At 62.1% G+C, this 12,221-nt stretch carries 15 protein-coding genes; 9 read left to right on the top strand and 6 right to left on the bottom strand.

The features are described from left to right. Positions 1 to 55 precede the first annotated feature (55 nt). Positions 56 to 1,981 (bottom strand): COG1361 S-layer family protein, encoded by a 1,926-nt coding sequence (locus tag BDK61_RS15995; protein ID WP_121303736.1) that lies wholly within the window; start codon positions 1,979 to 1,981, stop codon positions 56 to 58. 204 nt (positions 1,982 to 2,185) lie between these two features. On the opposite strand from BDK61_RS15995, the gene BDK61_RS15990 reads away from it, so the two are divergent. After that, a complete protein-coding gene (locus tag BDK61_RS15990; protein WP_004963914.1) occupies positions 2,186 to 2,806 on the top strand; it encodes a TetR/AcrR family transcriptional regulator in 621 nt (206 codons plus the stop codon). Here the strand turns inward: BDK61_RS15990 and BDK61_RS15985 are convergent. Next, positions 2,803 to 3,345 (bottom strand): response regulator, encoded by a 543-nt coding sequence (locus BDK61_RS15985; RefSeq protein WP_004963911.1) that lies wholly within the window; start codon positions 3,343 to 3,345, stop codon positions 2,803 to 2,805. The genes BDK61_RS15990 and BDK61_RS15985 overlap by 4 nt on opposite strands. 124 nt (positions 3,346 to 3,469) lie before the next feature. On the opposite strand from BDK61_RS15985, the gene BDK61_RS15980 reads away from it, so the two are divergent. Both BDK61_RS15980 and BDK61_RS15975 read left to right on the top strand, forming a co-directional pair. Continuing rightward, positions 3,470 to 4,078 (top strand): hypothetical protein, encoded by a 609-nt coding sequence (locus tag BDK61_RS15980; protein WP_007189077.1) that lies wholly within the window; start codon positions 3,470 to 3,472, stop codon positions 4,076 to 4,078. Between the two features lie 76 nt (positions 4,079 to 4,154). Next, entirely contained in the window at positions 4,155 to 4,442 is a 288-nt protein-coding gene (locus tag BDK61_RS15975) for a hypothetical protein (RefSeq protein ID WP_004963905.1), read from the top strand. Here BDK61_RS15975 and BDK61_RS15970 read toward each other — a convergent pair. Then, positions 4,439 to 5,290 carry an NAD(+)/NADH kinase gene (locus tag BDK61_RS15970; RefSeq protein WP_121303735.1) on the bottom strand — a complete coding sequence of 284 codons (852 nt, stop codon included), beginning with the start codon at positions 5,288 to 5,290 and terminating at the stop codon, positions 4,439 to 4,441. The genes BDK61_RS15975 and BDK61_RS15970 overlap by 4 nt on opposite strands. 108 nt (positions 5,291 to 5,398) lie before the next feature. Between BDK61_RS15970 and BDK61_RS15965 the strand changes: the two genes are divergently transcribed. After that, entirely contained in the window at positions 5,399 to 6,568 is a 1,170-nt protein-coding gene (locus BDK61_RS15965; protein WP_121303734.1) for a KaiC domain-containing protein, read from the top strand. Here the strand turns inward: BDK61_RS15965 and BDK61_RS15960 are convergent. Beyond that, positions 6,565 to 7,278: a DUF4013 domain-containing protein gene (locus tag BDK61_RS15960; RefSeq protein WP_121303733.1), complete on the bottom strand. Its 714-nt coding sequence runs from the start codon at positions 7,276 to 7,278 to the stop codon at positions 6,565 to 6,567. The genes BDK61_RS15965 and BDK61_RS15960 overlap by 4 nt on opposite strands. A 157-nt stretch (positions 7,279 to 7,435) precedes the next feature. Here BDK61_RS15960 and BDK61_RS15955 point away from each other — a divergent pair, with 157 nt between their 5' ends. Further along, on the top strand, positions 7,436 to 7,879 hold the full coding sequence (locus BDK61_RS15955) for a universal stress protein (RefSeq protein ID WP_049939108.1): 444 nt from the start codon (positions 7,436 to 7,438) through the stop codon (positions 7,877 to 7,879). Positions 7,880 to 7,881: 2 nt separating this feature from the next. Here the strand turns inward: BDK61_RS15955 and BDK61_RS15950 are convergent, their stop codons facing one another. Together BDK61_RS15950 and BDK61_RS15945 are read right to left on the bottom strand one after the other, a co-directional pair. Next, on the bottom strand, positions 7,882 to 8,313 hold the full coding sequence (locus BDK61_RS15950) for a universal stress protein (RefSeq protein WP_007189072.1): 432 nt from the start codon (positions 8,311 to 8,313) through the stop codon (positions 7,882 to 7,884). Positions 8,314 to 8,382: 69 nt separating this feature from the next. Beyond that, the gene (locus BDK61_RS15945) at positions 8,383 to 10,233 is read right to left on the bottom strand and encodes an ATP-binding protein (RefSeq protein WP_121303732.1); all 1,851 of its coding nucleotides are present in this window, start codon (positions 10,231 to 10,233) and stop codon (positions 8,383 to 8,385) included. Positions 10,234 to 10,320: 87 nt separating this feature from the next. Between BDK61_RS15945 and BDK61_RS15940 the strand changes: the two genes are divergently transcribed. Genes BDK61_RS15940 through BDK61_RS15925 form a run of 4 tightly spaced genes read left to right on the top strand, consistent with a single transcriptional unit; the run spans position 10,321 to position 12,216 of the window. Then, complete coding sequence (locus BDK61_RS15940; RefSeq protein ID WP_121303731.1) at positions 10,321 to 11,112, top strand: endonuclease/exonuclease/phosphatase family protein; 792 nt, start codon at positions 10,321 to 10,323, stop codon at positions 11,110 to 11,112. A gap of 43 nt (positions 11,113 to 11,155) precedes the next feature. Further along, a complete protein-coding gene (locus tag BDK61_RS15935) occupies positions 11,156 to 11,491 on the top strand; it encodes a DUF7113 family protein (protein ID WP_004963886.1) in 336 nt (111 codons plus the stop codon). Between the two features lie 51 nt (positions 11,492 to 11,542). Next, entirely contained in the window at positions 11,543 to 11,914 is a 372-nt protein-coding gene (locus BDK61_RS15930) for a helix-turn-helix domain-containing protein (RefSeq protein WP_007189069.1), read from the top strand. After that, entirely contained in the window at positions 11,914 to 12,216 is a 303-nt protein-coding gene (locus tag BDK61_RS15925; protein ID WP_007189068.1) for a DUF7521 family protein, read from the top strand. The genes BDK61_RS15930 and BDK61_RS15925 overlap by 1 nt, the downstream gene beginning before the upstream one ends. The last annotated feature ends 5 nt before the right edge of the window (positions 12,217 to 12,221 follow it).

Below are 12,221 nucleotides of genomic sequence, written 5' to 3'. Positions count from 1 at the left end.
AATCGTGGACGATGCGGTCGTCTGCCCAATCGATGTAGCGCTGATAGTCCATGCGTTAGCGGAACCTGAAGTAGCCGCCGATGGCCAGGGCGGCCACGAGTGCGACGCCGATAATCGCCGTCAGTGGTGAACTGCCACCGCCGGAGTTGGTCACGGAGACCGGAAGCCGGTAGGTATCAGACACCGGCGTATCTCCGTCCGGTTCCTCGTACTGGAAGTCCACCGAAACGGGGTAGCTCTTCGTCATCGCGGCACCGCTTGCGCTGATGCCGAACTCGATGGTTGTTGACTCACCCTGGTCAAGGCTGTCGACGTACGCCTGGTCGTCCGAGACGGAGATCGGTGACTCGGCGAACAGTTTTGCCTCGATATCGGTCAGTCGCTGCCCGGCATCGTTGGTGATAGTCACTTCGAGCGTGCTGGACCCGCCGACGTTGACGGACGCGTTCGTCGTCTCGACAATGAACTCATCGGCGCTCCCGTCGACGCTCTGTCGGATTTCGAGCGTGTCGCTCTCGCGCCTGTCGTCCTCACTGTTGCGGTAGGTGGCGACGAAATCGAACTGTCGTGGGCCGGCGTTCGCGTTATCGGACACGTCGGCATCGAACGAGACGGTCGCCGACTCGCCCGGCTCGAGATCGCCGACTGCGTACTGGGTTTCCTTTGGCGAGATGTTGTCGTGGGAACTCTCCCAGTTCAGGACAACGTTACGGACCGTTCGGTCGCCAGTGTTGGTGAGTGACGCTTCCAGCGTGCCGTCGTCACCTGCCTGCAGGGTCGATTCAACGTCGCCTAGCTCGAAGGACTGCTCTGGCTCGGGCCGGATTCCGAGCGAGATGTCGTCAGCGACGCCGGCATCGCCTTCGGGGTCGTCGTAGCTTACCGACGCCGACAGGGCGTAGCTCTGTGTCTTGGCGTCGTCGCTGGCGCTTGCGTCGACGCTCACCGTTCGCGTTTCACCGGGCTCCCAGGAGCCGACGAACTGCGACGTGGACTCGGACTGTCCGAACGTAATTGCGGTGTTCTGCGTGGCAAGCGACACTGTCGCGCCCGAGACCGTGACAGGACCGTCGTTGCGCAGGGTCACGTTGTACGTCCCGGAATCGCCGACAGCGACGTCACTGTCGGTACTTTCGACGGTGAACGTTTGCTCGGGGTTGGGCGTAATACCGAGGGAGGAGGCGGTCGTGCTCTTTCGCACCCCGTCCGTGTCGTCGAAGTCGACCTGGAGGTCGAACTGATACGGTTCGGCTCTCGTATCACCGCTCGCACCGACGCGGTACCGGAGGGTACGCTGTTCACCGGCCTCCCAGGTGTCGATAAACCGGGAGCTGCTGGCGTCGCCACCGACTGTGAGTTCGGAGTTCGTCGATTTCAGCGTTACCGAGGATTCTCGGGCCGGCTCGTCACCGGTGTTCTCGACAGTGACTGCGACCGTGCCGGTCGAATCCACGCGTGCACCGGAGTCGACGTTCACCACGTCAAAAGCCGCGTCGTCGTCGATTTCGATTTCGAGTTCGATCCGTTCGCTCGTGGTCGTTTCAGCCCGTGCACCGTCGCTTTCTGAGGCATAGCTTGTGTACTTGTATTCGACGATGACTGGAACGGTATAGTCTCCTGGGCTTGCACTGTCATCGACGCTCACTTCGAAGGGAATCGGCTCCGTTTTTCCTTCTGGGACGGACCCAACGGCCTGTTTGTTCGTCGTCACCGTAATCGGGGCGTCGCCGCTGTTGACCTTGACCATCGTTCCGCGGGCGGTCGTCACTTCGCTGTTCTGGACACCCTGGGTCGAAGACCCGGAGTCGATCGTTCCGCTGTTGACGAGGACGACGTCGAGTGTCGTCTCCTCACCGGGTGTGACGGTATTATCGACGAACGTTGCGTCGAAGTCGGGACTTCCGGTCACGGCGCCGATCGCCGTTCCGGATGCCATGAGCAATGCGACAACAGCCAGCGTCAGTAATGTTCGTGGTTTCATGCGTAGGGACACTTCGGACATGCCGTGTCGTTATTTCTATCCGGAGCGGACGTCATGCGTGGGAGATCGGCATATATGCCCACATACGTCTGTACAGACTCCCGCCCGAACCGTGTACATCGAACGAACGTTCGGTCGCCTATCAACGTTGTGGTTCAGTAACAGTGGGAAGATATTTACTGCCCGAACGAATATTCGGTCGGGATGAGTGATGGAATTCCGTTCGCCGGGGAGCCAGCGGACTCGCACGAGGCGATAATGCGAGCCACGTTCCGTGCCCTCCGGGAATACGGGTATGCCGGACTTTCGATACAGCGAATCGCGGACGAGGCCGACCTCAGCAAATCGACGTTTTATCACCACTTCGATGGCAAGGAGGACCTCCTGTTGTCGTTTCAGGAGTTCATCCTCACGGAATTTAACCGCATTTTTCAGATCGAGTCGACCGGCGACCCCGAACAGGACATCAAGACGTTTGTCAGTCTCATTCTCGACGATTTCCCGGACTGCGTCGAAACGCCAACCAAGAACGCCGTACTCGGTTCGTACGTCGAGATGCGTGCTCAGGCAGTCCAGAACCCGGACTTCCGCGAGAAATTCACTGAGACGGACGAACTGTTCGCCCGACAACTCGTACAGATCATCGAGGACGGCATCGAACAGGGAGTCTTCGCCGATGTCGACCCCGACACGGTTTCGCGGTTCATGATCACGATACTCGACGGTGTAATTCTTCAGAGCGCAACGCGCAACGACAATCCTGTCGCCGAGGTTCGGGATACCATCGACGAGTACATCGAAGAGACGCTGATTCTCAACACCTAGCTTCGGCTGATAGACTGGTACGTCTGTTTCAGCTCTTCGAAATCATCGTTCTCGGCGTGCAACATCCATTCCAGTTCCCTGGCACGTTCCTTTAGCTCCGTGTACTCGGCGCTCGATTCCAGTTGTGACGCGGACTTTTCGCGTTCCAGCACAGAGAGCTTCGAGGAAATCCGGAAGTACTCGTCGAGCCTATCGTCCTCGTCGGGTCTGTCGAGATGTTGATCGAGCGTCGACAGGAGCGTCGACTGGCCGACCGGCTTCTGGAGGTAGTCGTCGAACGGCATCTCCAGAATATTCAGATCAGCGTCGACCGCGGTCAGCATGATGATGATGCCGTCGTACCCTCGCTCACGCAACCGCGAAAGCACGTCGTCACCGTGCACGTCAGGCATTCGTCGGTCGAGCAACACAGCGTCGAACTCCGGGCCGGCAGCGTCGAGCGCTGCTTGGCCACTGTACGCAACCGTCGTCTCGTAACGCTCACCCAGTTTCAGGGCCTGCGTGTCGGCGACGTCGTGTTCGTCGTCAACGACGAGCACCCGCGGCGGGCCGCCTGTTGTTCTGGACACAGTATTACGCAGGTCTAGGGCTGGCAACTGTATATGTCTTATCGGCAGCCGCCTCTCGAAAAGCGTTAACCGATGGCCCATTGAGTGTGTACCGATGAGCAAGTCGTCGGCGGACACAGGCGGTCGACACCGTCTTGGCAGCCTCGCGGCCGTGATCGGGTGGATAGGAGCAGGAGCGGTCGTGCTCGCCACCGTCGCGCTGGCGGTGCAGTCAGTGTTCTCACTCGGACTCTCGGAACAGGTCACCATCGGCCTCGGTCTGGCGCTTGGCGGCGGGCTGGGCGGCGTTTCCTACCTGCTGGTGACTGATTCGCCCGGCGAGACGACCGACGAGACGATGACTGTGTCGGCAGATGCCAAGCACACACCGGAGCCACAGCCGGTCGACCTCTTCGACGGTCATCCTGACCCGGTGTTGTACTTCGCCGACGAGGGCCACGGCCCGGTCGTGCGTGCAGCAAACGAATCGTTTGGGGCCACGTTCGACGTCCCGTCCGACCGCCTCAGCGGGACAGCCCTCTCAGAAGCCCTGCTCGTGGCCGGTATCGACGAAGTGGACGCCGAGACAGTCAGCACGGCTGACCTTGATGTCGTCGCCCTCTCGACGGCACCCGACGAACCGCGGCAGTTTCGGCTGCGGACAGCCGGCGCCCCATCGACCGGCTACCTCCTGCTCACACCGCTGGGGACAGCGGGCGAGTGAACGGCCGAACGCCGCCCGCGGGTCGGCGGCGTAACGGAACTTTAAAGATTCCATCCCGGCGAGATTCTGGATAGGAATGCTCGCGTCACCGCTGCAACTCATCGATAGTTTCCTGCTGAACTACACCATCGGTGATGTCCTGCTACTCGGCTTTGTCGGTGGGCTCGTCGCAATTCTCCCGCAACGATCGCTCCGGATGCTGGGACTGCACACAATTGCGCTGGGCGCACTGCTCGTGATTACGCCGGCATCGGCGATGGAACCGAACAGTGCGAGCGTCCTCGCATCGTCGTTCCAGTACAAACTATTCGGTATCGTGCTGCTCGTCCTCGCCCCGGTGCTGTACGCCGTCGGTCGGCGTTAGGCCAGCTTGTCAAGTGCGGTGAAAAAATCAAGCGGCGGACCGGCAAGCCGGACCGGCTCGCCCGCACGCGAGACCGTTATCCGCTCCGGTGGGACCACGTCTTTTCGAACCCGCCCGTCACTGACGACGACACCGCTGTCGGCGTCTGTGAGTTCGACGACGATTTCGCTGTCAACGTCGACGACCAGCGGTGGCGTCCCCATCTCGTCTGCCATCCCCGTGATGATGAGGCCAGCCACGTCGGGGTGGACGAGCGGCCCGCGTTCGCTGAGGTTGTACGCCGTCGAGCCGGTGGGTGTCGCCACCAGTACGCCGTCGGCGTGGCCGGACGTGTACAGCGAGTCATCGACGTACACATCGACCGTCGCCCCGCCGCCGTGACCGCGGCGCTCGCCCTGCACGACGACCTCGTTTAGCGCCGGCGACAGCTCCCAGTTGTCGCCGCTGGCCTGGAGTCGCGGCTTGGCCCGCGTTCTGGCGCTCCCGGTTTTCTGGATGTGTTCGACCTCCGCGACGACCGTCTCGACGGCCTCTTCGGGTGCAATAGCGTTCAGAAAGCCGACTTCGCCGAGATTGACCCCCAGTATCGGCGTTGACCCCGCACCGCGGGCCGCGTACAAAAACGTCCCGTCGCCGCCGATACTCACGACGAGGTCACAGGTGGACATCTCATCGACCGGAGCCGAATCGGGCACGGCTGCCTCCCATGCGTCGTGGTCACCCAGCGCTCCGGCGGTCGTTTCGTCGACAACGACGGCCGCCGACGTGGCGCGCAGTCGGTCACACAGTGTACTCGCAAGCGACATAGCCCGGTCGTTGTCCCGCTGCGCGACGATCCCGACAGTCATTGTCGGACGTTCCCGCCGGCCGTATATAAACCCTCTACGACAGCAATTATATCAGTCCCGACGCGTATCCACTTCTATGGGCCGTTCGTGTGGCTGGTGGTCGTGCGTATGAGTGAGGATGACGAGTCCGACGACGACTGGTTTGAAAGTGCGCTGGACGACGAGGACGGCGACAGCGAACCGACTGAGGCAGACGACATTTCGGCGACGCCATCCGAGAGCGACACCGAGGAACCGGCGTCTACCGGCACTGACTCGTTTGGGGCCGACAGTGACGACGGCAAGCGCAGTGGTGATAGCAGCCCGTTCGATGACGACGGCAGCGCCGACTTTACTGAAGGCAGTGATAGCAGCCCGTTTGGTGATGACGGCAGCGCCGCTTCTGGCGGGGACAGCAGCCCGTTCGACGACAGCGGCGGTGACCCCTTCAGCAGCGAGAGTGGGCCTGCTGATGCCGACGCTGGGTCCCCCGGCGATGGTGATGGCGGCGGGCTCTTTGACGACGACTTCGCCACGGCGTTCGAGTCTGCCGGCAGCGGTGGCGGTGACAGCGGGAGCGACTTCGAGGAGGAGTTCGAGTCCGATATCCCACGGGTCGACATCGGTATCGAGGGACTCGACCAGATGATTCAGGGCGGGATTCCACAGCGCCACCTCATCGTCACTATCGGTTCAGCCGGAACCGGGAAGACGACGTTCGGATTGCAGTTCCTCCACCACGGCCTTCGGAGCGGCGAAAACGCAGTGTTTCTGACGCTCGAACAGTCCCACGACGCGATACTGGACACCGCCGGTGACCGCGGCTGGGGGTTTGAGGAGTACGAAGAGCAGGGCCAGCTAGCGATTGTCGACCTCGACCCGGTCGAGATGGCAAACAGTCTGGACAACATTCGCGGCGAGCTGCCGGCGCTCATCGAGAAGTTCGACGCCGACCGGCTGGTGCTTGACTCCGTCTCACTGCTTGAGATGATGTACGACGACCAGTCGCGACGACGCACTGAAGTGTTCGATTTCACCCGGTCGCTGAAACAGGCCGGCGTGACGACGATGCTCGTCTCCGAAGCCAGCGAGACCAACCCCTTCGCGTCCAGACACGGTATCATCGAATACCTGACGGACGCCGTGTTCATCCTTCAGTACGTCCGGTCAGACACCAGCGAGACGCGACTCGCCGTCGAGATCCAGAAGATACGGAACGCGAACCACTCCCGGGAGACGAAACCCTACGAGATAACGAACGACGGCATCTCAGTTTACCAGCAGGCTAACATCTTCTAAACCGTCGCCGTCCCGACCGACTCCGATTCATCCCGATCATCAAGTGCGGCGTTGTAGCCGCTGGCCCAGAGGTCCGTCGCGACGACGAGCACGTAGAAGGTGGCGAACGGACTGAGCAGCACGGCAATAAGCGAGCCGATGAATGGAACGACGTTGAGCAAGTTCACCACGACGTTGACGGCGATGAACAGGGCAATCGAGACCAGCCACGGCGTCGCGTACTCCGTGGACATGACTAACGTCCGTAGCGTCCCGAAGTCGAACCCGGCACCGAACTCGCCGGTACAGGCGAAGTGGATAATAGCCGCTGTCGCAACGTAGCCGAACACCAGCGACAGGACGAACGAGATGGCCAGCCCACCGAAGAGGCCGGCCAGGCCGGCACCCGCTCCGGCACGAGTCCCGGTCGCCAGCGCGAACAGGCTGCCGCCGACAGTTACTCCGAACACGACGAGCGGGACGAGCATATACACGATACCGATGAGCCAGGCTTTGACGCCGTCGACAAGCAGTTCCCCCCAGTCTTCGAACGCTGGCGGCTGTGTCGCCCCGTCTGCTCGCTTGCGGATTGCCTGAACGAGATAGCCGTACACGAGGATTGCAGGGACGACGAGGAACGAGAGGAGGCTGAGGCCCCCGCCGATGAGGACGGTCACGGTCCAGTCGTCGTTCTCCATGGGATACGTGAGTGCATCGTCTATCGATTCCATGACTATTGGTCACACTCAACAGAGTTAGTTACAGACAGCTTGCCGGGTTATTCGCTCGGCTTACCACAGGACCGGGATGTGTCGCCACCGTCACTTTCTCTCTGCGATTGCCCCGGTTAGCGGAACCAATAAATCACAACCGGGCAACAAGTGGGATATGGTACTACTCGTTCCCTTTGACGGCTCGGCCCTGTCGAAAGCCGCGCTCACGCGGGCGATGGAGTTCGCGGACTACCGCGATGAGGACATCACTGCACTGTCTGTTATTCCGGACGATGCGGCGTACGCGCGGGAACACGGCTGGCTCGACGCGGATGAGGCGTTCACTGTTGAGGCGGTCGCCGACCGGATGCGAGAGCAAGCCGAGTCAGTCGCCCCGGCGGCGTCGTTCCGCTATGAGGTCCCGGAAGACGTGAGCTCGATGGCATCGACGACGACGAATATCACCCGGACAATCAGAGAAGTCGCTCACGAAGAGGAGGCCTCAATCGTGTTCATCGGCAGTGAAAACGCCGGGCGGGTGTCGACGCCGGTCTGTAGCGTCGGCTCACCGGTCTCAGAAGACCCTGAATACGACGTTCATATCGTCCGGCACCCGTAGCGCTATCTGACGACAGTTACGGGGATGGACGCCCGTCTGACGACGATTTCGGCGACGCTACCCAGAAGGATGCGAGACATTCCCGAGCGGCCGTGACTCCCCATGACGATCTGGTTGATGTCGTGGTCATCCGCGTACTCCACGATGACCTTTGTTGGTCGCCCGACCTCGATGACGCGTTCGACGGACTCGACACCGGCCTCGGTCACTTCCGACTCAAGGTCGTCGAGGAGGTCCTCCGCCGTTGCCTTCTGTGTCTCGTACCACTCCTCGGAGAACGAGGGAATCGATGCCTCCGCGCTGTAGCCGGCCTCTGCGGGGTTGATGACGTGCAGGAGAACGAGTGTCGCGTCCGGATACTCCTCGGCTGCGAACGCACAGGCCACCGATGCTTGGTCTGAGCTGTCGACCGGAACAAGGATTCGCTTTGCCATACGTCCACTTCCGCTGGGGCCGGTTTGAATCTTCGGCCCGCTGCAATCGGTGAGTTGGCCTGCTGTTTGTCAGTCTCGCCCGTGGCGAGTCACACACGTTGACAGGCCGATGAGTTCGACTGGCTCGGAGTTATCGGGCGAGTAGACGACCCGCTGGCCCTTCTCCATGTAGGGAACCTTCGATTCCAGATTGCTGGGGATGTTCACCGCCGAGATGGCGTCTTCGTCGCCGAGGTTGAGTACCATCGTCGTATTGATCTGCTTGAACACCGGGTCGGCGATGTCCTGTGGGTCCTGCGTGATGAGGTACAGGCCGAGACGCTCCTTGCGGCCCTGTTTGGCGGCCTCGGTGAACTTCCCGATGACCTTGCGGCCCTGCACGCTGTCGGCGTCGGTCAGGAAGTTATGGGCCTCGTCCATCCCGAGGACGAACGGCGTCTCCTTGATGCGGTCGTAGTCCGGGTCGTTCGAGAGCTTCTGGTCGATGAGCAGGCTGGAGACGGCCAGTACGATTGTCGATGCGGTCCGGGAGTCCGTGATGTGGTACGTCGGGATAACCGTCAGCCCGCCGTCGCGGACGAACTGCGAAATCTGGTCGGTGATTGGTCGGGCGTCCTGGTCGAAAACCGCGCCAAAGCCCTGAACGCGGCGCTTGACGGCGTCGAACGTAGCCTCGTGCACGTCTCCCGTCTCGTCCAGTTCCTCCTTGAGCGCGGGGTCTCCGAGGAAGGTCCGGAAGTCGCTGTAGGTCCCGCCCTCCCCGTATTCGCGCTTGAACCGCGGGAGCAGTGTGTTCACCAGCGCGCCGTACTGGTTGTCGTTCAGGCTTGACCCAGCGATGAGCCAGGGATTGTCGTGGACGAGTGAGAACGGAATCGTGAACTCCACCTGCTCGGCGCGGTGGTGGCTGGCGTTGTAGTCGGCCCCGGCCACCTTCGGAACGAAGGCGATAGTGTCGTCGTGCCCGCCGTAAGCGATGCCTTCCCGTTCACAGCGCCGCTCGAACTCGTCGGTCATCTCGGGGTTGTCGTCGTGCATCTGGGCGTACTCGTCCTGGGGGTCGAACTGGACGACGGCGAGTTCGGGTGTGCGGCCGTCGCCCATCTCGTAGGTCCGACCGAGATACTGCCGCAGGACGTTTTTCGAACTGTGGGTTTTCCCGGACCCGGTCCCGCCAGCAACGAGGGTGTGCCGGAACACGAGCGGGTCACCGGCGACGTAGTCGTCTTTCAGCCGGTAGTCGATGGTCGGCGGCTCGGCGGCCGTCCGGACCTTTTCGCCACCGACGGCAAGGTGGCCCAGAAAGACGCCGTCCTCGGGAATCTTCAGGCCGGTCTTGATCTCGGACTTGTCAGTGGCCTCCCGGACGACGGTTTCGGGTTTTGGCACCCGGTCGGTCATCCGACGTTTGAGTTCGCCACCGTCGCTGTACAGCACTGCAACCGGCTCAAGCTCGGCGATGAATTTGAAATCCCGCTCGTCGATGCCCCGCTCGCGCATCGCTCGCCGGGCGTGGATTTCGGTCGCGTCGTCGGCATGGAACTCTTGGGCGTACTCCAGGGCCTTGATGCGGCAGAACAGGCGCTCACCGCCTGGGTATGGGACGAGTAGATACGTGCCGATGCGCAGACGCGAGCGGTTCCGCGCGGTGACGTACGCCCGGAGGACCGTTTCCTCCGCTTCCTCGCTGATCCGGAGGCCGTTCGCGGCCGAGAGGACGCCGAGGCCGGTGTCTGTTCCGGCCGGTGTCACATCCATATCTTCGAAGTCATCGTCTGCAGACTGTGTTGTCGGGTCGGTTTCCTCCGACGCATCGACAGCCCCATCACCGTCATCGGCCGTCTCGGCCGACTGTGCGGCCTCGTCGTCAGCCGCCGCGTCGTCGCCGTCGAAATCAGTGAAATCCCCGAGGTCGGACATACCCCAGTTCAGGGTAGCCGGGGATTAACACCTTTCCCCAGCAGCATGAATGTGAAACCTTACCCGGATGGCTGTCAACGAACGCATATGAAGCCGACGCGGGTGATGTCTTTCAATGTGCGGTACGATACTGCTGGGGATGGGGTAGACGGGTGGCCCCACAGGCGGCGGCTGGTGGCTGGAATCATCCGGTATCACAATCCCGATATTATCGGGGTGCAGGAGGCGATGGCACACCAGCTCCGGGAGCTAGAGGTGTTGCTGGACGGCTACGAGTGGGTCGGTGACCCACGGGAATCCGTCGATGCCGGCGGGGAGCACACGGCCATCGGCTACCGGGCCGAGCGCTTCGACTGTGCGGCCACGAACACGTTCTGGCTCTCCGAACAGCCCGCCGAGCCGAGCAGCGTCGGCTGGGACGCTGCCTATCCCCGCGTGGCGACCTGGGCCCGCCTTCGTGACCGCGACACCGACGATGACCTCCTGTGTCTGAACACGCATCTCGACCATCAGGGGGCTGACGCGCGTGTCGAGGGTATCGAACTGGTGCTTGACCATCTCGACTCTGCCACCCGGGATGCGCCCGCAGTGGTGATGGGTGATTTCAACTGTGTCGTCGGTGAACCGGCCTACGAGCGCGCCGAGGGGCACGAACTCCCGGACGGCCGCCGGCTCGTTGACACCCGCGACACAGCGACCGTCACCCACGGCCCGACGACAAGCCGAACCGACTTCCACGACCTGCTCCCCGAGATGGGTATCGACCACGTGTTCGTCAGCGAGGACGTGGCCGTCGACACCAGAGCGGTCATCGCCGACCGCGACGACGACCACTACGGCTCCGACCACTTGCCTGTCGTGGTCGACTGCGAGCCCTGACCCGGGGGAGAATCTTTTGCCGTTGGGGCCCCTATATAGGATTATGTTGCTTATTCGGGGGACGGCAGGCGGGACGGCGCTGACCGGGACGCTGTACGAACCGGGTGAGGAGCCGCCCGAGTTCAAGGGCGCGCCGGACGAGGGGACGCCCTACGTCTGGGTCTGTGACGCTTTCTACGAGGTCGAGAGCGGCGGGCAGGTCCAGTCCATCGGCGACCGCGAGATACGAATCGCCTTCGAATCCCCGATGCCCCGCGGCTTCGAGACGCGCGATGCGGCCATCGACGCGGCCAAGGAACATGTCCGAACGCAGTTCGCCCGGCTCGGCGTCGCCGGCGAGACGGTCGACGTGACGGTACAGCAGGCCGAGACGGCGTAGTCGGAGTGGCCCGTTTTCTGAGTCAGCGAACGACCGGTGAGTTATACGACGATGCCGGGTGAACTACTGCGCGTGGCCGAGGACCCGTCCCCGACTGAGGTGTTTGCCCTCCTCGACGACGAATACGCTCGCGCGCTCCTTGCAGCCACGAGTCACAGACCGATGACAGCAACTGAACTCAGCAACGACTGCGAGATGTCACTCTCGACCGTGTATCGCCGTCTCGACGCGCTTGAGGACTGCGGCCTCGTCGCCGCTCGAACGCAAATCGCGGACGATGGGCACCATGTAGACGTGTACGAGGCACAGATGGACGAACTCACCGTGTGTCTCACCGACGGGACCTTCGATGTCAGCCTTGCCGTCGAGTCAAAGACACACGAGTTCGCCGACGCGCTGGTAGACCTCTGGGAGGGGCTCTGATGGATTTTGCCGGCCTCTCCGCCGAAACGTGGGTCACCGTAAACACTGCGTTCCACCTCGCACAGACGGGGGTCGGACTGCTCATTGCTGCATTGGCGCTCGTTGGCTACCGACGACGGCGGACCCGCTCCATGCTCGCACTGGCTATCGGAATCAGCCTCCTCACCTTCGTCTCGTACCTTGTTACCCTTAGCGCCGTGCAGGTTCTCCCGCGAATTGTGTTTCCCCTTCCGGGCACTATCACAGAACTCGTTGGTCTCCTCGTCCTCCTCTACGCTATCGTTCTGGCCCGTCGCGACTAGCCCCT

Origin of the sequence: Haloarcula quadrata, from assembly GCF_003634715.1 — an archaeon.
Classification (GTDB): domain Archaea; phylum Halobacteriota; class Halobacteria; order Halobacteriales; family Haloarculaceae; genus Haloarcula; species Haloarcula marismortui.
Note: the sequence above shows the minus strand (reverse complement) of the source record. Positions and strands in the feature narration are given on the sequence as shown.